Source organism: Streptomyces sp. NPDC086777, from assembly GCF_040702065.1.
In the GTDB taxonomy this organism is placed as follows: domain Bacteria; phylum Actinomycetota; class Actinomycetes; order Streptomycetales; family Streptomycetaceae; genus Streptomyces.
Window position 1 is genome coordinate 37486 of sequence record NZ_JBFBJI010000031.1, and the last position, 26627, is coordinate 64112.

Sequence of the window (26627 nt, forward strand, 5' to 3'; positions counted from 1 at the left end):
CGCCCCCGCCGGCATCCTTGATGTGAACACGCGGAGCATACGCCGGTCGCTCTCCGCGCAACGCGCCGAGAGCGCGCACCTCAGGCGAGCCGGGCCGCCTTCAACGCCATGTGCAGCAACAGGCGGTCCTCGCCGTCGTCCAGGTCGAGACCGGTGAGCTGTTCGACGCGGGACAGGCGGTAGTACAGCGTCTGACGGTGGATGCCGAGCACGGTGGCCGTCCGGCCGGCCTGGCCCGCCAGGTCGAGGTAGACCTCGGCGGTGCGGGCCAGTTCGTGGTGGGCCGGCGTGAGGAGCGGGGCCACGGCCGGGTCCTGCGAGGCCTGCGGCGGCAGCGCGGTCAGCAGACGGTACGGTCCGATCTCCGCCCACTGGGCGACCGGCCCCAGCCGCGGCTCCGCCAGCGCCGCCCGGGCGGCCGCGGCGGCCTCCTGCCAGACCGCGCCCAGCCCGGCCAGCCCGGTCCGGGCCCCGCCCACCCCGGCGGCACGGCCCGGCGCCGCCGGGACCGGCCCGGCGAGCCCCGCGGCGACGGCCGCCGCCGTCCGTGCCCCCGCGCCACGGGCGGTCGCCGACCGGACCTCCTCCGCCTCCTTGAGCAGGCGGCCGGCGGCCGTCAGGGCGGGCGTGGCCGTGTCCGTGCTGCGCAGCCGGACCAGCACGGCGAGGCTGTGGCCGGTCGCGCCCCACGGCAGGGCGCACAGCGCGGTGGCGTGCGGGACCGTGCGCGGGGACGGGGCGTCGTCCGGGTCGGCCGACGGCCAGGGGGCGACGCAGACCAGGGTGTGCGGCGCGTCCGCGCGGGCGCCCAGAGCGGTACGGAGCTCGGCCACCGCCATGTCCCGCTGCCAGCCCCCCTCCGCGACCAGTACCGCCCGCAGCTCCCTGCCGAGCCCGGCCCCCGCCTGCGCCTCGTCCGCGAGCAGCGCGCCGATCCGCCCGGCCACCCCCATGGCGGCGGCCAGCTGGGCGTCGGTCGGGCCCGGATCGGAGTCGAGCAGCCAGACGTAGCCGAGGACGACACCCCGATGGCGTACCGGAAGGCAGATCCGCCCCCGGTACACACCGGCCTCCGGGGTCGGCGGGATCCGCACCGGCCCGGTGGCCCGGGTGATGCCGAAGCCCTCGAACCAGGTGCGGACCGCCGTCGTCGACCGCCGGGTCAGGATCGAGCGGGTGCGCACCGGGTCCAGTGCCGACGGATCGAGATCGCCCTCGCTGTCGTACGCCCCGAAGGCGATCAGCTCGAAGTCGCGGTTCTCCAGGGTCGCGGGGACGCCCAGCAGTTCCGAGATCTCGTCGACCAGCTCCTGGTAGTCACCCTTGAATTCCGACGTCACCCGGGCATTCTCCCGCAATTCACGGCCGCCTTCATACATCTGTCTGAGATCCGCGGCACGGATGCGTGACAGCTGTCGATGGCCCACGATCGGAGGGATCCTTAACTTTCACGGTGGTTCCCCGTGCCGTATCCAAATCGTCGGATCGCGGCTGTCTGGCATGTGTTGTGGAGGTGCCCCGTGCTGGGTCCCGTGATTCTCGCCGCGTCGCGCAGCGACCGGATGCGACGTCTGATCTCGGCGGCCCCGGTGACGAAGCAGGTCGTCGACCGCTTCATCCCCGGAGAGTCGGTCACCGACATCGTCCCGATCATCGAGGAGCTCACCGGCCGCGGCCTGGAGCTGACGATGGACGTCGTCGGCGAGGACATCACCACCCCCGAGCAGGCCACCGCGGCCCGGGACGCCTACCTCAGGCTCGTCGAGCGGCTGAAGGACCTCGGTCTCGGCGAGCGCGTCGAGATGTCGGTCAAGCTGTCCATGTTCGGCCAGGCCCTCCCCGGCGGCCACGAGCTGGCCCTCGCCAACGTCCGTCCGGTCGTCGAGGCCGCCGCGGCCATCGGTACGACCGTCACGCTCGACGCCGAGGACCACACCACCCTCGACTCGATGTTCGCGATCCACGAGGAGCTGCGGAAGGACTTCCCGCAGACCGGCTGCGTCATCCAGGCCTACCTCTTCCGCACCGAGGCCGACGCCCGCCGCCTCGCCGACGCCGGCAGCCGGGTCCGGCTGGTCAAGGGTGCCTACAAGGAGCCCGCCGAGGTCGCCTACCAGCAGAAGCACGAGATCGACAAGGCGTACGTGCGGGTCCTGCGGACTCTGATGGAGGGCGAGGGGTACCCGATGGTCGGCTCCCACGACCCGCGCCTGATCTCCATAGCCCAGGAACTCGCCCGGCGCGCCGGGCGCAAGCCCGACGAGTACGAGTTCCAGATGCTGTACGGCATCCGCGGCGACGAGCACCTGCGGCTGGCCGCCGAGGGCCACCGGATGCGCGTGTACACCGCGTACGGCACCGACTGGTACGGCTACTTCATGCGCCGGCTCGCGGAGAAGCCGGCCAACCTGCGCTTCTTCCTCCGCTCGATGGTCAGCAAGGGCTGAGCCCCACCGGGCCCCCGACAAGCCGCGACAAGCCTCACCACCCGCTCACGTACAAGGAGTTACGGATCCCATGGACGCTGTGACCCAGGTCCCCGCCCCCGTCAACGAGCCGGTGCACGGCTACGCCCCCGGCTCCGCCGAGCGCACCCGCCTGGAGGCGAAGCTCAAGGAGCTCGCCGAGAACCCGATCGAGCTGCCGATGACCATCGCTGGCGAGCGGCGGCTCGGCGGCGGCGAGCCCTTCCAGGTCGTGCAGCCGCACAACCACAAGGCCGTCATCGGCACCGGCCGGCACGCCACCCAGCAGGACGCCCAGGACGCGATCGACGCGGCCCTCGCCGCCGCGCCCGCCTGGCGCGCGATGTCCTTCGACGACCGCGCCGCGATCATCCTGCGCGCCGCCGAGCTGCTCGCCGGCCCCTGGCGCGAGACGATCGCCGCCTCCACCATGCTCGGCCAGTCCAAGACCGCCCAGCAGGCCGAGATCGACTCGCCCTGCGAGCTGGTCGACTTCTGGCGGTTCAACGTCCACTACGCCCGCCAGATCCTGGCCGAGCAGCCCCCGGCCAACTCCCCGGGCGTCTGGAACCGCCTCGACCACCGCCCGCTGGAGGGCTTCGTCTACGCGATCACGCCGTTCAACTTCAGCGCGATCGCCGGCAACCTGCCGACCGCCCCGGCCCTCATGGGCAACGTGGTCGTGTGGAAGCCGTCCCCGACCCAGACCCACGCCGCCGTGCTGCTGATGCAGCTGCTGGAGGAGGCGGGCCTGCCCAAGGGTGTCATCAACCTCGTCACCGGCGACGGCATCGAGGTGTCCAAGGTCGCCCTCGAGCACCGCGACCTGGCCGGCATCCACTTCACCGGCTCGACCAAGACCTTCCAGTACCTGTGGAAGACGGTCGGCAACAACATCGAGAAGTACCGCTCGTACCCGCGTCTGGTGGGCGAGACGGGCGGCAAGGACTTCCTCGTCGCCCACCCGAGCGCCGACCGGGCCGTCCTCAAGACGGCGCTCACCCGCGGCGCCTTCGAGTACCAGGGCCAGAAGTGCTCGGCGACCTCCCGCGCCTACATCCCCGCGTCCATCTGGAACGACGGTTTCCGCGAGGAGTTCGCCGCCGAGGTCGACTACCTGACCATGGGCGACGTCACCGACCTGTCGAACTTCATCGGCGCCGTCATCGACGACCGCGCGTTCGCCAAGAACAAGGCCGCGATCGACCACGCGAAGACCGACCCGACCTGCGAGATCGTCGCGGGCGGCTCCTACGACGACTCGGTGGGCTACTTCGTCCGCCCGACGGTCGTCGTGTGCAGCGACCCGGAGAACGAGGTCTTCCGCACCGAGTACTTCGGCCCGTTCCTCGCCGTGCACGTCTACGAGGACGACCAGTACGACGAGATGCTGACCCAGATGGAGTCGGTGTCCGACTACGCGCTCACCGGCTCGGTCATCGCCAACGACCGCGCGGCGGCGGCGTACACGATGGCGAAGCTGCGCTACGCGGCCGGCAACTTCTACATCAACGACAAGTCGACCGGCGCCGTCGTCGGCCAGCAGCCCTTCGGCGGCGGCCGCTCCTCCGGCACCAACGACAAGGCCGGCGCCCCGCAGAACCTGCTGCGCTGGACGCTGACCCGCGCGATCAAGGAGACGCTGGTCGCCCCGACCGACTACGCGTACCCGCACATGGGCTGACCCCAGCCCCCCGAACAACGGCCCGGGAAGCCTGACCCACGAGCAGGCTTCCCGGGCCGTTCCCATGTCCCGCCCGGCTACAGCAGCGTGCGCAGCCGGGCCGCCCCCTCGGTGTCCGGCGCCGCCGAGAGGATCACGATCTTCAGCTCCGAGTCGCCGTCCGTCAGGACGTCGCAGTCCACCTCCACCGGACCCACCCCCGGATGCTCGACCGTCTTGCGGTCCGTGCGGTGGGCGGCGACCGTGCCGCCCGCCCAGAGCCGGGCGAACCGCTCGTTGCCCCCGGCCAGTTCACGCACCAGCTCCGCCAGCCGGGCGTCCTGCGGGAAGCGGCCGGTGGCGCGGCGCAGGTCGGCCACGATCGCGAGGTCGGAGCCGTCGGCGTTCGCCACCCGTACCGGCCAGGAGGAGAGACGGGCCTCCTCGGCGCCGACCGGGAACCGCTCGCGGGCGAGGTTGCGCAGCTCGGGCGGGGTGGCCGCCGGATCGCCGAGCAGCCCGGCCCAGCCGGGGTTCCACCACAGCAGCTGCCAGTGCGCGGTGAACACGCCGACCGCCACACCGCCGAGCCGGTCCAGCACGCGGAGCACACCCGGCGGGAGGCGGTCGGGGACCGGGCCGCCGTCCGGCGGGACCAGCCCGGCCATCCGGTAGAGGTGCTCGCGCTCGGCGGCCGTCAGCCGCAGGGCACGGCACAGGGCGGCGACCACCTGCCCGGACGGCGCCGTGGCCCGGCCCTGCTCCAGCCGTACGACGTAGTCGACCGACACCCCGGCCAGCTCGGCCAGTTCCTCGCGGCGCAGCCCGGTCGCCCGGCGGGTGCGGCCGGTCGCAGGCACTCCCACGGCCGCCGGTGACAGCCGCTCCCGCCAGGCACGGATCGTCGGGCCCAGACCGGCCGCCTCTTTCCTCGCCATGCCCTCCATCCTGCCTCCTGCGTCCTCCTCCGTGCTCCGCCCTCCTCCTCCGTCCTCCTCGTCCGTGATCCTGGTACCGCCGTTCCTACGGTCGAAGCGTCTCTGGCAGGGGCACCGCGGCGGGCCGACCATCGGTCCATGACCATCACCTTCATCACCGGGGCCAACAAGGGCCTCGGCCGCGAGACCGCCCGCCGCCTCGCCGGACTCGGCCACACCGTGCTCGTCGGTGCCCGCGACCCCGAGCAGGGCGCGGCGGCGGCCGAGGCGCTCGGCGCGCGGTTCGTCCGGATCGACGTCACCGACGACGCCTCGGTTTCCGCCGCGGCCGCCGACGTCGCCGAGCACGAGGGCCGGATCGACGTGCTGATCAACAACGCCGGCGTCGCCGGCCCGCACGGCGACCCGGCGGAGCTGACCGGCGCGGACGCCCTCGCCGTCTTCGACGTCAACGTCTTCGGTGTCATCCGCACCACCACCGCCTTCCTTCCGCTGCTGCGCCGCTCACCGGACCCGGTCGTCGTCAACGTCAGCAGCGGGATGGGGTCGTTCGCGCTCACCCACGACCCGGCCCGCGTCGAGTCCTCCGTCGTCTCGCCCCTCTACACCGCCTCCAAGTCGGCCCTGACCATGCTCACCACCCAGTACGCCAAGGCCCTCAAGGACATCCGCGTCGACGCCGTCGACCCGGGTTACACGGCGACCGACCTCAACGCCCACAGCGGGCCGCAGACCGTCACCGAGGGCACCGACGCGATCGTCCGCCTCGCCACCGAGCCGTCCGGCGCGGGAACGGGCCGCTTCATCGACCGCAACGGCCCCGTCGCCTGGTAGTCCGTACGACACTTGGGCCATGTCTCTCACCATCGCCCACACCGCCGACCTCGGCCCCGCCGACCTGCGCGCCGTGCGCGCCCTCCTGTACGAGGCGTTCGGCGGGGACTTCGCCGACAGCGACTGGGAGCACGGGCTGGGCGGCCTGCACGCCCTCGTCCACGACGAGACCGGGCTGGCCGCCCACGGCTCGGTCGTCATGCGCCGCGCCCGGCACCGCGGCCGCTGGCTGCGCGTCGGCTACGTCGAGGCGGTGGGCGTACGGCCCGGCGCCCGGCGCCGGGGACACGGCGGGCGGGTGATGGCGGCGCTGGAGCGGATCGTCGAGCGGGCGTACGACCTCGGCGCGCTCGGCGCCAGCGACGACGGTGCCCGGCTGTACACGGTCCGGGGCTGGCAGCGCTGGCCCGGCAGGATCTGCGCCCTGTCCCCGGACCGGGGGATCGTGCGGCTCGCGGGGGAGGAGGGCGACGTGTTCGTGTGGCCCGCCCTCGCCGGTCTCCTCGACCCCGCCCACGAGCTGATCTTCGACTGGCGCGACGGCGACGTCATGTAACCCGTTCGCCCCAACCGCCCCAACCGTCAAAACCCCAGCTCACGGGCGGGTGGCCGGCCTCACCGTCTCAGATAGTAGGAAGTCCGAGTAATTGTGCAGACAGAAGCGGGCCGCTCCCTTACTTTTGTAGGAGCCGAACGTCTCGCTCGATCAAGCGAATGGCGGTCGTGAGCCGGGCCCCGTGCAGGCAACCCCTGCGGCACCGCTCCCCGCCCCTTCCGGCGTCTCGTATCCCCCCTGCCGTACTCCCCGTATGCCGAAGGAGTCGATTCCCATGGCCGAGACGACCGCCCGCCGCCGGGTCCGCCACGTGTCCCGCACCAGCGAGTCCGAGCGCAAGAACGCCGCCGCCGCCCTCCAGCGCGCCCTCGACCGCCGCGACAACGGCGGCGAGACCGGCCACTGAGCCGTCGGCGCACCGTTGACGCACCGCCGGTAACACGTGTAGCAACCCCTCAACGGGAGCCGCGCCCGCATGGGGTACGGCGCGGCCGGGACGGCCGCGCCGTACCCCGCGGATCAGCCGCCCCGGTGTATCTCGAAGTGGTCGATCCGCGCACCGCTCTGCGCCGGCGCCGACACCTTCAGCCTCGGGGCCGTACCCGCCTCCGCCTTGACCCTGAGGAAGGCGAAGCCGGCGTACCGCACGATCCCGTCCCGCGCCGGATCGGTCGAGCCGCCGACCGGGACCGCGCGGCCGACCCCGCCGCCCCGCACCGCGTCGGTGCGCTCGTGGACGTGGCTGTGCCCGTTGATCAGCAGGTCCACGGTGCCGGGGATGTCCATGCCGGAAACGTGCCCAGCACAGGTCAACACCGGCTACGCGTACGGGTGAAAGCCCGGCGACGGAACGACCCGCCGTGTCCGCATGCCGGACGGTGTGTGTCATCCCATGGGACGCGGAGTAGGGTGCCGACATGTCTCGCAGCATCGATCTCGCAGTGATCCCCGGTGACGGCATCGGGCAGGAAGTCGTGGCCGAAGGCCTCAAGGTCCTCTCCGCCGTCCTCCCCGAGGACGTGAAGCTGGAGACCAAGGAGTACGACTTCGGCGCCAAGCGTTACCACGCCACCGGTGAGACCCTCACCGACGCCGACCTCGGCGCGCTGAAGCAGCACGACGCCATCCTGCTGGGCGCCATCGGCGACCCGAGCGTGCCCTCCGGCGTCCTGGAGCGCGGCTTCCTGCTCAAGCTCCGGTTCGCCTTCGACCACCACGTCAACCTGCGCCCGTCGAAGCTGCTCCCGGGTGTCGCCACCCCGCTGGCCGGCGAGCCGCAGATCGACTTCGTCGTGGTCCGCGAAGGCACCGAGGGCCCGTACACCGGCAACGGCGGCACCATCCGCAAGGGCACCGAGCACGAGGTCGCCACCGAGGTGTCGGTCAACACGGCCTTCGGTGTCGAGCGTGTCGTCCGGGACGCCTTCGCCCGCGCCCAGGCCCGCCCGCGCAAGAAGCTCACGCTGGTCCACAAGAACAACGTGCTGACCTTCGCCGGGCACCTGTGGACGAACATCTTCAACCAGGTGGCCGCGGAGTTCCCCGACGTCACCACGGACTACATCCACGTCGACGCGGCGACCATCTACCTGGTCACCGACCCCGGCCGCTTCGACGTCATCGTCACCGACAACCTCTTCGGCGACATCATCACCGACCTCGCCGCGGCCGTCTCCGGTGGCATCGGCGTCGCGGCGAGCGGGAACATCAACCCGAGCGGTGCGTTCCCGTCCATGTTCGAGCCGGTCCACGGCTCCGCGCCCGACATCGCCGGCCAGGGCAAGGCCGACCCCACCGCCACGGTCCTGTCCGTCGCGCTCCTGCTGCGCCACCTCGGCTACGAGGCCGAGGCCGCCCGCATCGACGAGGCCGTCACCGCCGACCTCACCGAACGCCAGGGCAAGCCCGCCCGCTCCACCTCGGAGATCGGCGACGCGCTCGCCGTACGAGTAGCCGGCTGACCCGCCGAGCCCCTCGAAGACACTTCGAAGCCGCCGGGTCGCACCAGCGCCCGGCGGCTTCCCCATGCCTGCCGCCGGGTGCCACCATCAACCCCGGGTCCGCATTCACCCCGATTCCTTCCATCCCGGCCCCCGCGAGATAATCGAACGCGGAGCCGCGCCATGAGGGAATGCTCGGACGTCCTAGGACAAGGGTGTGAGCGCGGCCCATCACTACAACCGGTGAAGGACACCTACTCATGACGACGCCCACGATCGAGCTCAAGCCGTCCGCGCACCCGCTGTCCGCCGCGGAGCGCGAGGCGATCCTGGCCAGCCCCGGATTCGGCCGCCACTTCACCGACCACATGGTGATGATCAAGTGGACCGAGGGCCGCGGCTGGCACGACGGCCAGCTCGTCCCGTACGCGCCGATCCCCCTCGACCCGGCGACCAACGTCCTGCACTACGCCCAGGAGATCTTCGAGGGCCTGAAGGCCTACCGCCGCCCCGACGGCTCGGTGGCCACCTTCCGCCCCGACCAGAACGCCAAGCGCTTCCAGCGTTCCGCGCGCCGGCTCGCCATGCCCGAGCTGCCGGTGGAGACCTTCATCGAGGCCTGCGACCTGCTCGTCCAGCAGGACAAGGCATGGGTCCCGGCGCACGGCGGCGAGGAATCCCTCTACCTGCGCCCCTTCATGATCGCCACCGAGGTCGGCCTGGGCGTCAAGCCGGCCAACGAGTACCTCTTCCTGGTCATCGCCTCCCCGGCGGGCGCCTACTTCCCCGGCGGCGTGAAGCCGGTCTCCATCTGGGCCTCCGAGGACCGCGTCCGCGCCGTCCCCGGCGGCATGGGCGACGCCAAGACCGGCGGCAACTACGCGGCCTCCCTGCTCGCCCAGGCCGAGGCCGCCGCCCAGGGCTGCGACCAGGTCTGCTACCTCGACGCGGTCGAGCACAAGTGGGTCGAGGAGCTCGGCGGCATGAACCTGTACTTCGTGTACGGCGACAAGATCGTCACCCCGACCCTCACCGGCTCGATCCTCGAAGGCGTCACCCGCGACTCCCTCCTCACCGTCGCCCGCGACCTCGGCTACGAGTCCGAGGAGGCCCGGGTCTCCGTCGAACAGTGGCAGCGCGACTCCGAGAACGGCACCCTCACCGAGGTCTTCGCCTGCGGCACCGCCGCCGTGATCACCCCCGTCGGCACGGTCAAGCGCGCGACCGCCGAGTGGCAGCAGTCGGGCGGCGAGCCCGGCGAGGTCACCCTCAGGCTCCGCGAGGCCCTCCTCGACATCCAGCGCGGCAAGACCGAGGACAAGCACGGCTGGATGCACCAGCTCGGCTGACCGATCTCCGGCTGTCCGTTCGACGCGTATCACCTCCCCCGTACGGGTATCTCCTGAGTCCACACGGGGGAGGGAGCACGCGTGAGCGGACGGTCGCCGATGCCTCGGCTGCGCTGGCTGGTGCGCACGTTACGCACCCCGCGCCGTCCGCAGAGCCTCACCGTGCTCGCCCTGCTCACCGCCGTCGCGGGCCTGCTGCTGTGGCGGGCCTCGACGATGGACAACTACGGGCAGAACCTCGCCCTCAACCTCGGCACCGACATCGTCGGCGTGGTCGTCACCGTGTTCGTCATCGGCCCGCTGATATCCCGGGCCCAGGAGGGCCGGGTCCGCGAGCACACCCGGCTGGACTACGAGTGGTTCGCCGCCCAGGTGCACGGCTCCACCTCCAACGTGAAGGTCCTGGACACCTTCTCCAACCTGTTCGGACCGCAGTTCTCCGAGCGCCTGTTCCGGGGGGTCAGATCGGCCACCGCGAGCGGCGCCCGGGTGCAGATCCTGCTCCTGGACCCCGACTCGCTCGCCGTCATCCTGCGCGGCCGCGAACTGGGCGAGCAGAGCGCCGACATCCGCCGCGACATCATGCGCAACCTGCGCACCCTGGACGGGTTCGCCCGCCGCCTCGACACCGCCTCCCGGCAGCTCCTGGAGGTACGGCTGTGCTCCACCTCGCCGGGTGTCACCCTCTACCGCTGGGACGAGCGCTGCCTGGTCTCCTTCCTGACCGTCGGCCGGCTCTCCGGCGAGGGCGTCCAGCTGGAGGTCGCGGTCCGCTCCCCGCTCGGCACCTTCGTCGAACAGCGATTCGACGAACTGTGGCAGCAGGGCAAGCCGATGGAACGCTTCACCCGCCTGCCCGTCACCCTCGTCGACGCCACGGACGGGCGACGCGAGTTCGTCTGCCACTTCGTCTTCCTCGACGACCGCCTGTACGTCGCCGCCCCCGACCTCGTCACCTACCTGGCCCGCCGCCGCCTCGACCAACTCAGCGCCTACAGCGAGGCGCTGACCGGGTCCGGCGCACACGACGTCATCGTCGTGGACGACGAGAGCGAGCTGCATCGGCGGCTCATCCACCACTTCGGGGAGAAGTACGATGCGCAGGCGGCCGCCTTCGTGGAGTTGCGGCCGTCCACGGTCCTGGTCACGGATTGAACAGAGGGCCCCGCCACACATGAGCTCAGCGCACCACCACCGTTTCCGCGCCTTCACGCCCCGTGACCTGGACGGTCTGCTCCGGCGGGTCTCCCTGACGGACGATCAGCGGCTGGCGCTGCGGGCGGTCTCCTCGGTCCTGCCGTTCCGCACGAACGCCTACGTCGTCGACGAGCTGATCGACTGGTCGGCCGTGCCCGAGGACCCGGTCTTCCGGCTGACCTTCCCGCAGTCCGGGATGCTGCCCGCACCCGACGTCCGCCGGATGGCCGACCTGCTGGCCGGGGACGCCCCGCGCGGCGAGATCCAGCGCGCCGCGCACGAGATCCGGATGCGGCTCAACCCGCACCCCTCCGGCCAGCTCGACGCCAACGTCCCCGTGCACGAGGGGCGGCGGCTGACCGGCCTGCAGCACAAGTACCCGGAGACGGTGCTGGTCTTCCCGCGCCAGGGCCAGACCTGCCACGCCTACTGCACCTACTGCTTCCGCTGGCCGCAGTTCGTCGGCGAGGCCGACCTGCGCATCGCCACCGACGACATCGCCGCGACCGACGCGTATCTGCGGGCCCACCCCGAGGTCGCCAGCATCCTGGTCACCGGCGGCGACCCGCTGGTGATGAGCACGGCGGTACTGCGCCGCTACGTCGAGCCGCTCCTCGCGATCGACACGGTCCGCTCGATCCGCATCGGCACCAAGTCCCTCGCCTTCTGGCCGTACCGGTTCACCACCGACCGCGACGCCGACGACCTGCTGCGGCTCTTCGAGGAGGTGGTGGCGAGCGGCCGTCACCTCGCCCTGATGGCCCATTTCACGCATCCGCAGGAGCTGCGCCCGCCCGTCGTACGGGAGGCGATGCGGCGGGTCCGGGACACCGGGGCCGTGATCCGCTGCCAGGGCCCGCTGGTGGCCGGGATCAACGACAGCGCGGAGGCCTGGGCCGAGCTGTGGGAGGAGACGACCACGCTGGGGGCGGTGCCGTACTACCAGTTCGTGGAGCGGGACACCGGTCCCCAGGGCTACTTCGGCGTCCCGCTGACCCGCGGGCACGCCGTCTTCCGCGACGCCTACGCCCGGGTGTCGGGCCTCGCCCGTACGGTCCGCGGGCCGGTCATGTCGGCGATGCCGGGCAAGGTCTGCGTGGACGGCGTCGCCGAGGTGGCCGGTGAGCGGGTCTTCGTCCTGCACCTGATCCAGGCCCGTGATCCGGGCCTGGTCGACCGGCCGTTCTTCGCCGCGTACGACGAGGGGGCGACGTGGTGGACCGACCTGAAGCCGGCGTTCGGGGCGAGCCGGTTCCTGCCGGGGCTGGAGCCGGGGTGACGGTCCTTCTGGGGCTGCGCCCCCAGACCCCCTTCGGCCTGAACGGCGTCGTCCTCAAACGCCGGACGGGCTGAGGGGTGGTGCGGACCGGTCTTCGTCCTCGGACTCCGGACGGGCCGAGGACAGCTGGGCCGGGCCGCCGCTGTTCCCGAGCTCCAGCAGCAGATAGACCGTGCCGCCCACCAGCCCCGACAGCAGGAAGCTGCAGTCCACCCCGCCCGTCAGGGACAGCAGTGGACCCTCGTACGACGGCAGGGAGACCGCGAGCAGGCCGACGCCCGCGCCCAGGGCCCAGGACGCCGTGGCGCGGATGTTCCAGCCGGCGCGGTACCAGTAGATCCCGCCCCGGGAACGGCGGTTGAAGACCTGCAGGGCGTCCGCGTCGTACACGCCCCGGCAGCGGGCGAAGCCGATCAGGGTGATGACCGCCCACGGGGTGCCGATGGCGGTGAGCAGGAGGACGAAGGAGGTCATCGCGGACTGGGCGTTCCAGGCGTAGTGGCCGGCGAAGACGCAGGCCGTGGCGACGATGGCGACCGTGTAGGTGGCGCGGGCCCGGGACGCGCGGGGGAGGATCGCGTCGAGGTCGAGGCCCATGGAGTAGAGCATGAGGCCCGCGTTGCCGACAGAGCCCGCGGAGGCGGAGAGCAGGAGCGGGACCAGGTACCAGGCGGGGGAGGCCGACACCAGCGGGCCCGCGTAGTCCGCCGCCGCCCGGGCCGCGTACGCGGTGAACGTGCCGAAGAGCTGCGGCACCAGCAGGCCCAGGATCAGGCCGAGCCAGGTCGCGTGCAGGACCCGGCGGGAGGTGTGGCGGGCCGGGGAGATGTAGCGGGTGTAGTCGCCGAGGAGGGTGATGAAGGCGACCGGTCCGGACAGGCCCGCCGCCACGGCCGCGAGACACCAGGTCGGCCAGAAGCCGCCCAGCAGGTAGCCGCCCGCCTCCGGCAGCGCGGAGGTGGTGAAGTGCGGGGCGTAGGCGAGGACCCCGAGGAGCAGCAGGGCCGTCATGCCGACGGCGAGGACCTTCGACATGGCGAGCAGCACCCGGTAGCCGTAGACCGCGCCCGCCACCGTCGCCGCCGCGAGCACCGTGTAGACGACGGCGTACGCCGCGCCGTCCGCCGGCAGTCCGAATAGCCGTCCCAGCACGCTCACCATCACGTCGCCGCCGATCCACACGGTCAGCGCGGTGTAGCCGAGGGCCAGCAGCAGGCCCACCACCGAACCGACCAGCCGCCCGCGCACCCCGAACTGGGCGCCCGAGGAGGTCGAGAGGTTGGTGGCGGTGCGCAGGGAGACCAGGGCCAGCGGGGCCGTGAACACCGTGCCGATCAGCGTGCCCGCCACGATCGCGCTCACCGACGCCCACCAGCCGAGCCCGAAGGACGGCGGCAGCCAGCCGAAGATGATCACGCCGAGGCAGAGGTTGGAGCCGAGCAGGATCGAGACCAGGTCCTTCGGGCCGCTGGTGCGTTCCCCGTCCGGGATCGTGTCGACTCCGCGCTGTTCTATCGGCATGGCTGGTCCCCTTCGACGGCCGTCCACAAGTTAGAGCGACGTTCAATGTGGGCGACCCTGCGTGTGATGTCAATGGTTCCCTTCTCGTCATCCGGCATTTAGAGTGTTGTTCTAAGTGGAGCTGGATATGAGGAAGCGAAGGAGGTGCCGGGCGTGCGACTGACCCCCACGGAACGGGACCGGCTGCTGCTCTTCGGAGCCGCCGAGCTGGCCCGTGCCCGCCGCGCGCGGGGCCTCAGGCTCAACGTGCCGGAGGCCACCGCGCTGATCGCGGACACCGTCTGCGAGGCCGCCCGGGACGGCCGGCGGCTCGCCGAGGCCATCGAGGCGGCCCGCTCCGTCCTCGGCCCGGCCGACGTGCTGCCCGGCGTCGCCGACATCGTCACCGAGGTGCACGTCGAGGCCGTCTTCGACGACGGGTCCAGGCTCGCCGTGGTCACCGACCCGATCGGCGGCGGGGGACTGGGGGAGGACGCGCCCGGCGCGCTGCTGCCGGGGCCCGAGCACGCCGACCCGGAGGCGGTGCTGCGGCTGACCGTGACCAACACCGCCGCCGTCCCCGTCTCCGTCACCTCGCACTTCCACTTCTTCGAGGCCAACCCGCGCCTCGACTTCGACCGCGCCGCCGCCTACGGCCTGCGGCTCGCCGTGCCCGCCGGGTCGTCCGTGCGGTTCGGGCCGGGGGACTCGCTGGAGGTCGGTCTCGTGCCGATCGGCGGTTCCCGGGTCGCCATCGGCTTCGCCGGTCTGGTCGACGGGCCGCTGGACGCGCCCGGCGCCCGCGAGGAGGCGCTGCGCCGCGCCGCCGCCTGCGGATACCTGGGGGTACGAGAGACAGAGGAGGCCGATCGATGAGCCGTCCCGGAGGCCACCCCGCCGAGGCCCGCCGCCTCACCCCGCACGAGTACGCGGCCACCCACGGCCCGCGCTCCGGCGACCGGGTCCGCCTCGGGGACTCGGGGCTCGTGATCCGCGTCGAGGACGACTCCCAGCGCTACGGCGACGAGTTCCTGGCCGGCTTCGGCAAGACGGCCCGGGACGGGCTGCACCTTAAGGCCGCCGCCGTGCGCGAGACCTGCGACGTCGTGATCAGCAACGTGGTCGTGATCGACGCCGTGCTCGGGATCCGGAAGGTCTCCATCGGAATCCGCGAGGGGCGGATCTCCTCGATCGGGCGGGCCGGGAACCCCGACACCCTCGACGGGGTGGACGTCGTGGTCGGCACCGGGACGTCCATCGTGTCCGGGGAGGGGCTGATCGCCACCGCCGGGGCCGTCGACACCCACGTCCACCTGCTGTCGCCGCGCATCATGGAGGCCTCGCTGGCCTCCGGTGTCACGACGATCATCGGGCAGGAGTTCGGTCCGGTGTGGGGTGTCGGCGTCAACTCGCCCTGGGCGCTGAAGCACGCCTTCAACGCCTTCGACGCCTGGCCGGTCAATATCGGCTTCCTCGGCCGGGGTTCGTCCTCGCACGCGGCTCCGCTGGTCGAGGCCCTCGCCGAGGGCGGCGCCTCCGGCTTCAAGGTGCACGAGGACATGGGCGCCCACACCCGGGCGCTGGACACGGCCCTGCGGGTCGCCGAGGAGCATGACGTCCAGGTCGCCCTGCACAGCGACGGGCTGAACGAGTGCCTGTCGGTCGAGGACACCCTCCGGGTGCTGGAGGGCCGCACCATCCACGCCTTCCACATCGAGGGCTGCGGCGGCGGACACGTGCCCAACGTCCTGAAGATGGCCGGCGTCCCCAACGTCATCGGCTCCTCCACCAACCCCACCCTGCCCTTCGGCCGGGACGCGGTCGCCGAGCACTACGGGATGATCGTCTCCGTCCACGACCTCAAGACCGACCTGCCCGGTGACGCCGCCATGGCCCGCGACCGCATCCGCGCCGGGACCATGGGCGCCGAGGACGTGCTGCACGACCTGGGCGCGATCGGCATCACCTCGTCCGACGCGCAGGGCATGGGCCGGGCCGGGGAGACCGTCCGCCGTACCTTCGCCATGGCCGGCAAGATGAAGGCCGAGCTGGGCGCCCCGGACGACGGCCACGACAACGAGCGCGTGCTCCGGTACATGGCGAAGCTGACTATCAACCCGGCCATCGCCCACGGCCTCGCGCACGAGGTCGGCTCGATCGAGGTCGGCAAGCTGGCGGACATCGTGCTGTGGTCGCCCGAGTACTTCGGGGCCAAGCCGCAGCTCGTCCTCAAGGCGGGCTTCCCGGCGTTCGGCGTCACCGGTGACCCGAACGCGGCCACCGACACCTGCGAACCCCTCGTCCTCGGCCCCCAGTTCGGGGCGCACGGCGCCACCCCGGCCGACATCTCCGTCGCGTTCGTGGCGCAGGCCGCCCTCGACCAGGGCCACGACACCATGCCCACCCGGCGGCGCCGGGTCGCCGTGCGCGGCACCCGCGGCATCGGCCCGGCCGACCTGCGGCGCAACTCCCGTACCGGGGCGGTCGACGTCGACCAGCGCACCGGCCTGGTCACCCTCGACGGTGAGCCGCTGCGCTCCGAGCCCGCCGACTCCGTCTCCCTCAACCGCCTGTACTTCCTCTGAGGATCACCGATGACTGCTGCCTCCGACGGCTTCCGGATGCCCGCCGAGTGGACCCCGCACGAGCGCACCTGGATGGCGTGGCCGGGCCCCAACCCCACCTTCGACGACGCCGACGACCTCATCGCCGCCCGGACGGCCTGGGCGTCGGTGGCCCGTGCGGTCCTGCGCTTCGAACCGGTGACCGTCGTGTGCGGCCCCGGCCAGTCGGCGGCGGCACAGACGCTGCTCGGGCCCGGCATCGACACCGTCGAGCGGGACCTCGACGACGCCTGGATGCGGGACATCGGCCCCACCTTCCTGACCAACGGGCGTGAACTGGCCGCCGTGGACTGGACGTTCAACGGCTGGGGCGCCCAGCACTGGGCCCGCTGGGAGCACGACGCGAAGATCGCCGCGCATGTCGCGGACCTCGCGGGCGCGAAGACGTACGCCTCGCGGCTGGTCAACGAGGGCGGCGCGATCCACGTCGACGGCGAGGGGACCGTCCTGCTGACCGAGACCGTGCAGTTGGGCCCCGAGCGCAACCCGGGCTGGACGAAGGCGGAGGTCGAGGCCGAGATCCACGGCATGCTCGGCACCCGCAAGGCGATATGGCTGCCCCGTGGCCTCACCGGCGACTACCCCCCGTACGGCTTCGGCACCCTCGGCCACGTCGACATCGTCGCCGCCTTCGCCCGCCCGGGAGTCGTCGTCGCGCACTCCCAGCCGGACCCCGCGCACCCCGACCACGAGGTGAGCAAGGAGGTCGTCGGCCTGCTGCGGTCCCAGACCGACGCCCGCGGCCGCAGCCTGGAGGTCGTCGAGGTGCCCGCCCCGACCGTCCTGGAGGCCGACGGCCACTGGGCCGACTACTCCTACATCAACCACTACCTCTGCAACGGCGGGGTCGTGCTGTGCGGCTTCGACGACCCGCGCGACGAGATGGCCGCCGGGATCTTCCGCCGCCTCTTCCCCGAGCGGACGGTGACGCTGGTGGACGCCCGTACGATCTTCGCGGGGGGTGGCGGTATCCACTGCATCACCCAGCAGCAGCCGAAGATCCAGTAGCAGTTCGAGGAGCCGAAGATGGCCGGTGGGCGCAGACAGGCCCCGCCCCGCGAGGACGTGCTCGCCGCCGCCATGACGATGATCGCCGGACGGGGCCTGGAGAAGCTCACCATGGCCGCGCTCGGCCGTGAGGTCGGGATGAGCAGCGGCCATCTCCTCTACTACTTCCACTCCAAGGACGAACTGCTGCTCCAGACCCTGGAGTGGAGCGAGGGCCGGCTCGGCGCCGAGCGCGGCCGGCTGCTCACCCGGCGCGGCACAGCCCGCGAGCGCCTCGACGCCTACGTCGACCTGTACGTCCCCGACGGGCACCGGGACCCGCACTGGACGCTCTGGCTGGAGGTCTGGAACCGCTCGCAGAACGCCGACGAGGCGGCCCGCGACCGGCAGGCCGCCATCGAGGGCGCCTGGCACCGCGACCTGGTCGCGCTGGTCGCCGAGGGCATCTCGCGCGGCGAGTTCCGGCCCGTCGACCCCGACCGGTTCGCCGCCCGGCTGCGCGCCCTGCTCGACGGCTTCTCCATCCACGTGGCGATCGGCCTGCGCGGCACGGACCGGGCGCAGGTGCTCGGCCATGTGCGCGACTTCCTGGCGGCGGAGCTCCTCACGGACGCGTGACGGACTGCACACTGTTCGCATCATGAGACGGACGGTGAGCACGGGGGCGGTCTGTGCCAGACTGCCTCCGTGCTCTCGTTCGCCATGATTATTGGCAGCAGGCGCGCCGGTCCGCAGTGACCACCACGTACGACCAGGTACGGGTGGCCATCGTCGTCCTCGACCCGCGCGCAGACCTCTCGCACCCGCGAGGGGTTTTTTCGTTTTCCGGCCCACCTTCAGCCGGAGGACGGGCGCGAGGGACCATGGAGGGACGGTGGAGCCGGTCATTCCGGTACGACCGAGATTCGACATCAGGAGCCTTGAGACCATGACCGAGACGGCAACCAACGAGCTGGACGACTCGTTCCACGTCTTCGACACCACGCTGCGCGACGGCGCGCAGCGCGAGGGCATCAACCTCACCGTCGCGGACAAGCTGGCCATCGCCCGGCACCTGGACGACTTCGGCGTGGGCTTCATCGAGGGCGGCTGGCCGGGCGCCAACCCGCGGGACACCGAGTTCTTCGCCCGCGCCCAGCAGGAGATCGACTTCAGGAGTGCCCAGCTGGTCGCCTTCGGCGCCACCCGCCGGGCGAACGCCAAGGCCGCCGACGACCCCCAGGTCAAGGCGCTGCTGGACTCCGGCGCCCCGGTGATCACACTGGTCGCCAAGTCCCACGACCGGCACGTCGAGCTGGCCCTGCGCACCACCCTCGACGAGAACCTGGAGATGGTCCGCGACACGGTGTCCTTCCTCAAGGACCAGGGCCGCCGGGTCTTCGTCGACTGCGAGCACTTCTTCGACGGCTACCGCGCCAACCCCGAGTACGCGAAGGCCGTCGTACGGGCCGCCGCCGAGGCCGGCGCCGACGTGGTCGTGCTCTGCGACACCAACGGCGGCATGCTCCCCGCCCAGGTCAACGCCGTCGTCTCCACCGTCCTCGCGGACACCGGCGCCCGGCTCGGCATCCACGCCCAGGACGACACCGGCTGCGCGGTCGCCAACACCCTTGCCGCGGTCGACGCGGGCGCCACCCACGTCCAGTGCACGGCGAACGGTTACGGCGAGCGGGTCGGCAACGCCAACCTGTTCCCGGTGGTCGCCGCCCTGGAGCTCAAGTACGGCAAGCAGGTGCTGCCCGAGGGCCGGCTCCGCGAGATGACCCGGATCTCGCACGCCATCGCCGAGGTCGTCAACCTCACCCCCTCCACCCACCAGCCCTACGTGGGGGTCTCCGCCTTCGCCCACAAGGCGGGGCTGCACGCCTCCGCGATCAAGGTCGACCCCGACCTCTACCAGCACACCGACCCGGCCCTGGTCGGCAACACCATGCGCATGCTGGTCTCCGACATGGCCGGCCGCGCCTCGGTGGAGCTCAAGGGCAAGGAACTCGGCGTCGACCTCGGCGGCGACCGCGAACTGGTCGGCCGGGTGGTGGAGCGCGTCAAGGAACGCGAGCTGCAGGGCTACACCTACGAAGCCGCCGACGCCTCCTTCGAACTGCTCCTGCGCGCCGAGGTCGAGGGCAAACCCCGCACCTACTTCCGCGTCGAGTCCTGGCGGGCCATCGTCGAGGACCGCCCCGACGGCACCCACGCCAACGAGGCCACCGTCAAGCTCTGGGCCAAGAGCGAGCGCATCGTCGCCACCGCCGAGGGCAACGGCCCGGTCAACGCCCTCGACCGCGCCCTGCGCGTGGGCCTCGAGAAGATCTACCCGCAGCTCGCCAAGCTGGACCTCGTCGACTACAAGGTCCGCATCCTGGAGGGCAAGCACGGCACCCAGTCCACGACCAGGGTCCTGATCTCCACCTCCGACGGCACCGGCGAGTGGTCGACGGTCGGCGTGGCGGAGAACGTCATCGCCGCCTCCTGGCAGGCCCTGGAGGACGCGTACACGTACGGCCTGCTGCGCGCGGGCGTGGAGCCCGCCGAGTAGACGGAAGCCGGAGCCTGCTGCCGCCCCGTGGTGCCGGCGGCCGGTTGCTCGCCCCCGTGGTGCCGGCGGCCGGTTGCTCGCGCCCGCCGTGCCGGCGGCCGGTTGCTTGCGCCCGTGGTGCCGGCGGCCGGGTGCACGTGCCTGCCGTGTACCCGCGGCCGGTTGCTTGCGCCCGCCGTGCCGGACGCCGGGCGGACCGCCCGGCGCCGGTTCGGCCGGCGCCGGGTGGGCCTCACCTCTCTCCCGACCGAGTCGGGTGGTGGGTGGGCGAAGGCCTGGGGGTCCAGGGGGCGGAGCCCCCTGGGTGGGTTCGCCTACTGCAGGTGCCACTTCTGGTTGGCGGCGCCCGTGCAGGACCAGATCTGCGCCCGGGCCCCGTTCGCCGACGAGTTGTCGGTGACGTCCAGGCACTTGTTCGCCGCCGTGTTCACGACATCACCGGTGGACGAGTTGTACGACCACTGTTGAGCACCGGTCCCGTTGCAGTCGTACAACTGCACCTTCGCCCCGTCCGCCGTCGAACCGGACGTCACGTCCAGACACTTGCCGAGCGCCTGGACGGTCCCGTCGGTTCCCACGGTCCACTGCTGCGCGGTGGAGCCGTTGCAGTCGTAGAGCTGGACGGCGGTGCCGTTCGCGGTCGAACCGCCCGCCACGTCGAGGCACTTGTTCGCCAGCCCCACGAACGCGCCGGTCTGGCCGCCGCCGCCCGACTGGGTGCCGGACCAGGTGAAGGTGGCCGAGGTCTTGCCGGGGAGCGAGTAGGTGGCGTGCTGCGAGCCCCAGTCGATGGTCACCGTCTGCGCGCTCGACGAGTCGTTGTAGGCGATCAGCGCCTTCGAGCCGTCGGGGTTGCGCCAGGCCACGTTCGGCACGGTGGTGGACGCGGTGGAGGCGATCCGCTGCGCGCCGGGCCGGACGAACTTGGTCAGGTGGCCCATGTCGTAGTACTCGACGGTGTAGTCGACCGTCCCGCTCGCGCCGTCCCCGTTGTGCACGGTGACCAGGCCGGTGCAGGTGCCGCAACCGCCGTTGTGCGGGCCCATGTTCTGGTCCACGGCCAGCGACCACTTGGTCACCGACTTCGCCCAGTTGCGGGTGTAGTCGATGATGTTGGACATGTCCTCCTTCTGCTGGTTGGCGACCCAGGTGCCGCCGGAGTGCTCGGTGCCGAAGGCGTCCAGCGTCGGGTACTGGTTGTGCACGGTGGTCTGCTCGGAGACGTCACCGCCGTAGCCGTGCCAGGCGATCCCGCCGAAGTTCGGGTGGTTGCGGATCGTCGCGTCGTTGACGAGGGCAGCCGCGTAGGAGTCGTACACGTCCCAGTTCCAGTCGTGCGCGAGGACCTTGGTGGACAGGCCGGCCGACTGGAGCTGCGGCAGCAGGTCGTTCTCGAGGAAATACTGCAGCCCGGAGGCGTTCCAGCTCATCGACGGGTAGCCGGAACAGCAGGTGGGCTCGTTCTGCGGGGTCACGTAGGAGACCTTGACGCCCTGTGCCTGGTACGCCTGTATGTACTTCACGAAGTACGCCGCGTAGGCGGCGTAGTCCTCCGACTTGAGCCAGCCCCCGTTGAGCGAGCCGCTGTCCTTCATCCACGCCGGTGCCGTCCATGGCGAGGCCATGACAGTCAGGGAGGGATTCAGCTGCAGCGCCTGCCTGGTGAGCGGCACGACGTCCGCGAGGTCGTGCGCGATCGAGAAGCTGTTGAGGTTCGGGTCGGTCTGTCCGGCGGGCACGTCGTCGTAGGTGTACCCGTACCGTGCCAGGTCCGAGGCGCCCATCGGATTGCGCAGGAACGAAAGACCGATGCCGTTCGTCGGCGAGAACAGCTTCTGCATGGTGGCGTCCCGGGTGGCCTGGGACAGCGCCCCGCTGCTGTTCATCAGCCAGGCCGCGGTGTCCGTGAAGGACGCGCCGCCGCCGGTGAAGGTCTGGTACCGGGTGTTCTCGTCGACCGTGATGTTCGTGCCGCCGCCCCCGGTCCCCGCGGAGAAGGCGAACGGCGTCTGCGCCTGGAGCCCGCGGGTGACATGGCGCCCGGCGGAGTCGTCGGTGGTGGTGAGGTACGCGGTGACCTGCTCACCGGCCGCGTGCGCCGGCGGCACGACGGCGCTGAAGCCGGCCGCGGTGAGCAGCCCGGCCAGCAGCAGACGCAGGGTGTGGGGGGTTCTTCTCATGGGCACATCGCCCTTCCTGACGGGACGTCTTGACGGGGGTGCGAGCCGTTAGTTAACTCACGACGTGATCTAAGCCATGAGTGAACTGTGAGAGCCCCGAGTGAACCAGAGAGTCGAGGGAAGGTCCATGCCAAGAGCCGCCCTGCTCGTCTCCACCGCACTGCTCGCAGCCCTGATCCCGCTGTCCGCCGCCAGCGCCGCCGACGACCCCGCGCCCACCCCCGTCGACCGCTTCGAGGGTGAGGTCCCCTTCGCCTCCCAGCCCGCCGAGGGCATCTTCACCTGGGGAGGCGACAGCGACGACCCGCCCGCCCTCCAGTTCGCCGACCGCGCCGACGCCCCCGAGGGTGCCAAGGTCCTCTCCGGGACCTACGACATCAGCGGCTACGGCGGCTTCACCCACGACTTCGCCGCGACCGAGCCCGCCCACGACTGGTCCGCCCACAAGGGCATCCGCTTCTGGTGGGACGGCCAGGACAACGGCAAGAAGACCGCCTTCGAGATCAAGGACGGCGGCGCCAACGGCGAGGCCTCCGAGCTGTGGACGACGTCCTTCACCGACGACTTCACCGGCTGGAAGCAGATCGAGATCCCGTTCACCGACTTCGTCTACCGGACCGACTACCAGCCGGTCGGCGGCATCGACCACGTCCTCGGCCTGACCCAGATGTGGGGCTACGCGGTCACCCTCCCCGTCGGGGTCAAGGGCCGGTTCGCCATGGACGACGTGGAGTTGTACGGCAAGGCGGACCAGTCGCTGCGCGCGTCGGTCACCACGGACGCGGCCGTCTACCCGGTGAAGGAGGGCTCCACGGCGAGCGTGAAGGTCACCGTCGCCACCACCGGCTCGGCCCCGATCGACGACCCGGTCACCGTCGCGTACACGACGCAGGGCGGGACCGCCGAGGCCGGCAAGGACTACAAGGCGGTCTCCGGCACGGTCACCTTCCCGGCGGGTACGGCCTCCGGGACCACGCAGACCATCAAGGTGCCGACGCTGAAGGACCGGTCGGCCGAGTCGGCCGAGACCATCCCGCTGAAACTCACGGTCACCGGCGCCAAGGCCCCCGCGGAGACTCCGCAGGTCGTCATCGACGCGCACGGACTGCCGTACCTCGACAGCAAGCTGCCCGTGAAGAAGCGGGTCGCCGATCTCCTGTCCCGGATGTCCCTGGAGGAGAAGGTCGGCCAGATGACCCAGGCCGAGCGGGGTGCCGTGGGCACCGGTGGTGACGTCGCCGCGTACGACCTCGGCTCGCTGCTCTCCGGCGGCGGCTCGACCCCCACGCCCAACACGGCCGCGGCCTGGGCACAGATGATCGACGACTTCCAGCTCCGGGCGCAGGCCACCCGGTTCCAGATCCCGCTCATCTACGGCGCCGACGCCGTCCACGGCCACAACAACCTGGCCGGCGCCACCATCTTCCCGCACAACATCGGCATCGGCGCCACCCGCGACCCCGGGCTCGCCGAGCAGGCCGGTGCGGTGACCGCCTCCGAGGTCCGGGCCACCGGCGTCTCCTGGGACTTCGCCCCCTGCCTCTGCGTCAGCCGTGACGAACGCTGGGGCCGTTCCTACGAGTCCTTCGGCGAGGACCCGGCCCTCGTGAAGTCCATGGAGACCGTCATCCAGGGCCTCCAGGGGCGCGCCGACGGACGGGACCTGAAGGACGACGACAAGGTCCTGGCCACCGCCAAGCACTTCGTCGGCGACGGCGGCACCGCCTACGGCTCGTCCACGACCGGCACGTACACCATCGACCAGGGCGTCACCACGGTCACCCGGCAGCAGCTGGAGGCCATCCACCTGGCGCCGTTCCAGACGGCCGTGGACCGGGGCGTCGGCACGGTCATGCCGTCGTACTCCTCGCTGGAGATCGTCGGCGACGGCCGGGGCCCGGTGAAGATGCACGCCCGCGCCGACATGATCACCGGGGTGCTCAAGGGCCGGATGGGCTTCCAGGGCTTCGTGATCAGCGACTGGAACGCCATCGACCAGCTCCCGGGTGACTACGCCTCCCACGTCGGCACGGCCGTCAACGCGGGCGTCGACATGATGATGGTGCCGTACAGCTACCAGGACTTCACGAAGACCCTGATCGACCAGGTGAAGGCGGGCAGCGTCAGCGAGCGGCGCATCGACGACGCGGTGTCCCGCATCCTCACCCAGAAGTTCAAGCTGGGCCTCTTCGAGCACCCGTACGCCGAGACGGGCAACGCCTCGAAGATCGGCTCCGTCGGGCACCGGGCCGTCGCCCGGCAGGCGGCCGCCGAGTCGCAGGTGCTGCTGAAGAACGACGGCGACGTGCTGCCCCTGAAGAAGTCGCAGAAGGTGTACGTCGCCGGGTCCAACGCCGACGACCTCGGCAACCAGACCGGTGGCTGGACCATCACCTGGCAGGGCCAGTCCGGCACCCACACCACCGGCACCACCATCCTCCAGGGCATGAGGAACGCCGGGGGAGACGTCACCTACTCCGAGGACGCCTCCGCGCCGACGAGCGGCTACGACGTGGGTGTGGTCGTGGTCGGTGAGACCCCGTACGCCGAGGGTGTCGGAGACGTCGGCAACGGCAACGACCTCGTGCTGTCGGCCGCCGACCAGGCCGCCGTGGACAAGGTGTGCGCGGCCATGAAGTGCGCGGTGCTGGTCGTCTCCGGGCGCCCGCAGCTCATCGGGGACCGGCTCGGCGAGATCGACGCCCTGGTGGCGTCCTGGCTGCCGGGCACGGAGGGCGACGGCGTGGCCGACGTGCTCTACGGCAAGAAGGCCTTCACCGGTCAGCTCCCGGTCACCTGGCCGAAGTCCGAGGCGCAGCTGCCGATCAACGTCGGCGACGCGTCGTACGACCCGCAGTACCCCTACGGCTGGGGTCTGACCACGCTGACCAAGGCACCCAAGGGCGGTGAGGCCACCCTGAAGGCGCTCGGCGCGGCGGCGAGGGCGGCCGAACGGGCGGGCTCCGACCGGGCCGGCCGGAAGGCGGTCACCCAGGCCCGGCTGCTGGTCCAGGCGAAGATCGGGCAGTCGGTCACCGCGGCCGTCTCGAAGCCCTTCGCCGACGCGGACCACCTGCTGCTGACCGGCAGGTACGCGGCGGCGGTGGAGAAGCTGACGCAGGCCTACCGGGCAGCGTAGGAGGACAGCGCTCCCCAGGAGGCTTCGGGGTAGTTTCGAAGCATGAACGCGGTGCGACGGACCACCCGAAGCCTCCCGGGGCTGCTGTTCCTGGCGCTCGCGCTGGCGCTGGTCGCGCTGGCCGCGCCCGCCCCGCGGGCGAGCGCGGCCACCGGCGTCTCGGCGGTCGCCGACGCCCTGCGGAAGAACCCGGTGTACGTCGATCCGGCAGCCGCCGCCCAGCTGTCCACGGCCGACGCCGACACCCTCGCCCGGCAGATCAGGGACGCGGACAAGCCCCTGTTCGTCGCCGTGCTGCCGGCCGACTACCCCACCAAGGACCTCTTCACGAACCTGCGGACCGCCACCGGCGTCACCGGCCTCTACGCGGTCCGTCTCGGCGACCGCTTCGACGCCCGCGCCGACTCCTCGGTCCTGCCCCGGACGGCCGTGCAGAACCTGGTCACCAGCGTCCAGGGCGAGAGCGCCAGGACCCAGCTGACCGACTTCACCGACCGCGCCCTGGCGAACATGGGCGGCAAGGCCCCCGTGTCCTGGGGCGGCGGCAGCACGGGCGGTTCAGGGGTCTCCAGTACGGCGCTGATCGCGCTCGGCGCCGTGGTCGTGGCCGGCGGCGCGGGCGCGTACGCGCTGGTCCGCCGCAATCGCCGGCGCCGCGAGGAGGAGCAGCGGGCCGCCCTGGAGCGGCTCCGGGTGGTCGTGGACGAGGACATCACGGCGTTCGGCGAGGAACTCGACCGGCTCGACTTCCACCCGGCCGAGCCGGGCGCCGACGACGCGATGCGCACCGACTACGAGCACGCGCTGAACGCCTACGACCAGGCGAAGTCCGCGATGGCCGGCGCCCGCAGACCGGAGGAGGTCCGCGCGGTCACCCAGGCCCTGGAGGACGGCCGCTTCTCGCTCGCCCTGCTGGCCGCCCGCCGCGAGGGCCGCCCGCTCCCGGAGCGCCGCCCGCCCTGCTTCTTCGACCCCCGGCACGGCCCCTCGGTCACCGACGCCACCTGGACCCCGCCCGGCGGCGCGCCCCGCGAGGTCCCGGTCTGCGCGGCCGACGCCGCCCGCCTCGCCGACGGCCACGACCCGGCGGTCCGCGAGGTCGACACCGACCACGGCCGCCGCCCCTACTGGGACGCGGGCCCGGCCTACGGCCCCTGGGCGGGCGGCTACTTCGGCGGCGGTATCCTCCCCGGCCTCCTCATCGGCACCGCCCTGGGCGGCTGGATGTCCGCCCCCGCCTACGCGGCCGACTACGGCACCGGGTACGGCGACTTCGGCGGCTTCGACTCCGGTGGTTACCAGGGCGGCGACGTGTCGGGCGCGGACTTCGACCCCGGGGACTTCGGCTCCTTCGGTGGCGGCGGGGACTTCGGGGGCGGGGGCGGCGACAGCGGGGACTTCGGCGGCGGTTTCTGA

General features: G+C 71.8%; 20 protein-coding genes and 1 pseudogene. 16 read left to right on the plus strand and 5 right to left on the minus strand.

Translation table 11 applies throughout. The features are described 5' to 3' along the window. Positions 1-80 precede the first annotated feature (80 nt). Positions 81-1379 carry a helix-turn-helix domain-containing protein gene (locus AB0472_RS33840; protein ID WP_366362202.1) on the minus strand — a complete coding sequence of 433 codons (1299 nt, stop codon included), beginning with the start codon at positions 1377-1379 and terminating at the stop codon, positions 81-83. A gap of 141 nt (positions 1380-1520) precedes the next feature. Here AB0472_RS33840 and AB0472_RS33845 point away from each other — a divergent pair, with 141 nt between their 5' ends. Next, positions 1521-2447, plus strand: a complete 927-nt coding sequence (locus AB0472_RS33845; RefSeq protein WP_366362204.1) for a proline dehydrogenase family protein — start codon at positions 1521-1523, stop codon at positions 2445-2447. 70 nt (positions 2448-2517) lie between these two features. Then, positions 2518-4149 carry an L-glutamate gamma-semialdehyde dehydrogenase gene (gene pruA, locus AB0472_RS33850; protein ID WP_366362205.1) on the plus strand — a complete coding sequence of 544 codons (1632 nt, stop codon included), beginning with the start codon at positions 2518-2520 and terminating at the stop codon, positions 4147-4149. A gap of 77 nt (positions 4150-4226) precedes the next feature. On the opposite strand, the gene AB0472_RS33855 is transcribed toward pruA, so the two are convergent. After that, on the minus strand, positions 4227-5075 hold the full coding sequence (locus tag AB0472_RS33855) for a helix-turn-helix transcriptional regulator (protein ID WP_366362206.1): 849 nt from the start codon (positions 5073-5075) through the stop codon (positions 4227-4229). Positions 5076-5204: 129 nt separating this feature from the next. Between AB0472_RS33855 and AB0472_RS33860 the strand changes: the two genes are divergently transcribed. The 3 genes from AB0472_RS33860 to AB0472_RS33870 all read left to right on the plus strand — a co-directional run bounded on the left by AB0472_RS33860 (position 5205) and on the right by AB0472_RS33870 (position 6862). Further along, positions 5205-5900: an SDR family NAD(P)-dependent oxidoreductase gene (locus AB0472_RS33860; protein ID WP_366362208.1), complete on the plus strand. Its 696-nt coding sequence runs from the start codon at positions 5205-5207 to the stop codon at positions 5898-5900. Between the two features lie 19 nt (positions 5901-5919). Beyond that, positions 5920-6456, plus strand: a complete 537-nt coding sequence (locus tag AB0472_RS33865; protein WP_366362210.1) for a GNAT family N-acetyltransferase — start codon at positions 5920-5922, stop codon at positions 6454-6456. 274 nt (positions 6457-6730) lie between these two features. Beyond that, positions 6731-6862, plus strand: a complete 132-nt coding sequence (locus AB0472_RS33870; protein ID WP_366362211.1) for a hypothetical protein — start codon at positions 6731-6733, stop codon at positions 6860-6862. Between the two features lie 113 nt (positions 6863-6975). Here AB0472_RS33870 and AB0472_RS33875 read toward each other — a convergent pair. Continuing rightward, a pseudogene (locus AB0472_RS33875) lies at positions 6976-7224 on the minus strand (phosphoesterase); the annotation flags it as partial. 149 nt (positions 7225-7373) lie between these two features. Here AB0472_RS33875 and AB0472_RS33880 point away from each other — a divergent pair. The 4 genes from AB0472_RS33880 (at position 7374) to AB0472_RS33895 (ending at position 12221) form a co-directional block, all read left to right on the plus strand. Beyond that, entirely contained in the window at positions 7374-8417 is a 1044-nt protein-coding gene (locus AB0472_RS33880; RefSeq protein ID WP_366362213.1) for a 3-isopropylmalate dehydrogenase, read from the plus strand. A gap of 239 nt (positions 8418-8656) precedes the next feature. Then, positions 8657-9745: a branched-chain amino acid aminotransferase gene (locus AB0472_RS33885; protein WP_366362215.1), complete on the plus strand. Its 1089-nt coding sequence runs from the start codon at positions 8657-8659 to the stop codon at positions 9743-9745. 81 nt (positions 9746-9826) lie between these two features. After that, entirely contained in the window at positions 9827-10900 is a 1074-nt protein-coding gene (locus AB0472_RS33890) for a hypothetical protein (RefSeq protein WP_366362216.1), read from the plus strand. Positions 10901-10919: 19 nt separating this feature from the next. Then, entirely contained in the window at positions 10920-12221 is a 1302-nt protein-coding gene (locus AB0472_RS33895; RefSeq protein ID WP_366362218.1) for a lysine 2,3-aminomutase, read from the plus strand. A gap of 54 nt (positions 12222-12275) precedes the next feature. Here AB0472_RS33895 and AB0472_RS33900 read toward each other — a convergent pair whose 3' ends face one another. Continuing rightward, on the minus strand, positions 12276-13742 hold the full coding sequence (locus AB0472_RS33900; RefSeq protein ID WP_366362219.1) for a cytosine permease: 1467 nt from the start codon (positions 13740-13742) through the stop codon (positions 12276-12278). 153 nt (positions 13743-13895) lie between these two features. Here AB0472_RS33900 and ureA point away from each other — a divergent pair, with 153 nt between their 5' ends. From ureA to cimA, 5 genes are all read left to right on the plus strand, one after another. After that, entirely contained in the window at positions 13896-14597 is a 702-nt protein-coding gene (ureA, locus tag AB0472_RS33905; protein WP_366362221.1) for an urease subunit gamma, read from the plus strand. After that, on the plus strand, positions 14594-16306 hold the full coding sequence (locus AB0472_RS33910; protein ID WP_366362223.1) for an urease subunit alpha: 1713 nt from the start codon (positions 14594-14596) through the stop codon (positions 16304-16306). The genes ureA and AB0472_RS33910 overlap by 4 nt, the downstream gene beginning before the upstream one ends. Before the next feature lie 9 nt (positions 16307-16315). Next, a complete protein-coding gene (locus AB0472_RS33915) occupies positions 16316-17353 on the plus strand; it encodes an agmatine deiminase family protein (RefSeq protein ID WP_366362225.1) in 1038 nt (345 codons plus the stop codon). A gap of 18 nt (positions 17354-17371) precedes the next feature. Next, a complete protein-coding gene (locus AB0472_RS33920) occupies positions 17372-17971 on the plus strand; it encodes a TetR/AcrR family transcriptional regulator (protein WP_366362226.1) in 600 nt (199 codons plus the stop codon). A gap of 310 nt (positions 17972-18281) precedes the next feature. Further along, complete coding sequence (gene cimA / locus AB0472_RS33925) at positions 18282-19892, plus strand: citramalate synthase (protein WP_366362228.1); 1611 nt, start codon at positions 18282-18284, stop codon at positions 19890-19892. A 314-nt stretch (positions 19893-20206) separates the two neighbouring features. On the opposite strand, the gene AB0472_RS33930 is transcribed toward cimA, so the two are convergent. After that, a complete protein-coding gene (locus AB0472_RS33930) occupies positions 20207-22072 on the minus strand; it encodes a ricin-type beta-trefoil lectin domain protein (RefSeq protein ID WP_366362229.1) in 1866 nt (621 codons plus the stop codon). A 127-nt stretch (positions 22073-22199) separates the two neighbouring features. On the opposite strand from AB0472_RS33930, the gene AB0472_RS33935 reads away from it, so the two are divergent. After that, positions 22200-25211, plus strand: coding sequence for a glycoside hydrolase family 3 N-terminal domain-containing protein (locus tag AB0472_RS33935; RefSeq protein ID WP_366362231.1), 3012 nt, complete (start codon positions 22200-22202; stop codon positions 25209-25211). Positions 25212-25253: 42 nt separating this feature from the next. Next, complete coding sequence (locus tag AB0472_RS33940) at positions 25254-26627, plus strand: hypothetical protein (RefSeq protein WP_366362232.1); 1374 nt, start codon at positions 25254-25256, stop codon at positions 26625-26627.

What these genes read in the sequence shown, in the direction of transcription:
- AB0472_RS33915 (WP_366362225.1), top strand. Translation starts at nt 16,316, where the DNA reads ATGACTGCTGCCTCCGACGGCTTCCGGATGCCCGCCGAGTGGACCCCG.
- AB0472_RS33860 (WP_366362208.1), top strand. Translation starts at nt 5,205, where the DNA reads ATGACCATCACCTTCATCACCGGGGCCAACAAGGGCCTCGGCCGCGAG.
- AB0472_RS33935 (WP_366362231.1), top strand. Translation starts at nt 22,200, where the DNA reads ATGCCAAGAGCCGCCCTGCTCGTCTCCACCGCACTGCTCGCAGCCCTG.
- cimA (WP_366362228.1), top strand. Translation starts at nt 18,282, where the DNA reads ATGACCGAGACGGCAACCAACGAGCTGGACGACTCGTTCCACGTCTTC.
- AB0472_RS33855 (WP_366362206.1), bottom strand. Translation starts at nt 5,075, where the DNA reads ATGGAGGGCATGGCGAGGAAAGAGGCGGCCGGTCTGGGCCCGACGATC.
- AB0472_RS33940 (WP_366362232.1), top strand. Translation starts at nt 25,254, where the DNA reads ATGAACGCGGTGCGACGGACCACCCGAAGCCTCCCGGGGCTGCTGTTC.
- AB0472_RS33865 (WP_366362210.1), top strand. Translation starts at nt 5,920, where the DNA reads ATGTCTCTCACCATCGCCCACACCGCCGACCTCGGCCCCGCCGACCTG.
- pruA (WP_366362205.1), top strand. Translation starts at nt 2,518, where the DNA reads ATGGACGCTGTGACCCAGGTCCCCGCCCCCGTCAACGAGCCGGTGCAC.
- AB0472_RS33870 (WP_366362211.1), top strand. Translation starts at nt 6,731, where the DNA reads ATGGCCGAGACGACCGCCCGCCGCCGGGTCCGCCACGTGTCCCGCACC.
- AB0472_RS33840 (WP_366362202.1), bottom strand. Translation starts at nt 1,379, where the DNA reads ATGTATGAAGGCGGCCGTGAATTGCGGGAGAATGCCCGGGTGACGTCG.
- AB0472_RS33930 (WP_366362229.1), bottom strand. Translation starts at nt 22,072, where the DNA reads ATGAGAAGAACCCCCCACACCCTGCGTCTGCTGCTGGCCGGGCTGCTC.
- AB0472_RS33920 (WP_366362226.1), top strand. Translation starts at nt 17,372, where the DNA reads ATGGCCGGTGGGCGCAGACAGGCCCCGCCCCGCGAGGACGTGCTCGCC.
- AB0472_RS33885 (WP_366362215.1), top strand. Translation starts at nt 8,657, where the DNA reads ATGACGACGCCCACGATCGAGCTCAAGCCGTCCGCGCACCCGCTGTCC.
- AB0472_RS33900 (WP_366362219.1), bottom strand. Translation starts at nt 13,742, where the DNA reads ATGCCGATAGAACAGCGCGGAGTCGACACGATCCCGGACGGGGAACGC.
- AB0472_RS33910 (WP_366362223.1), top strand. Translation starts at nt 14,594, where the DNA reads ATGAGCCGTCCCGGAGGCCACCCCGCCGAGGCCCGCCGCCTCACCCCG.
- AB0472_RS33880 (WP_366362213.1), top strand. Translation starts at nt 7,374, where the DNA reads ATGTCTCGCAGCATCGATCTCGCAGTGATCCCCGGTGACGGCATCGGG.
- AB0472_RS33895 (WP_366362218.1), top strand. Translation starts at nt 10,920, where the DNA reads ATGAGCTCAGCGCACCACCACCGTTTCCGCGCCTTCACGCCCCGTGAC.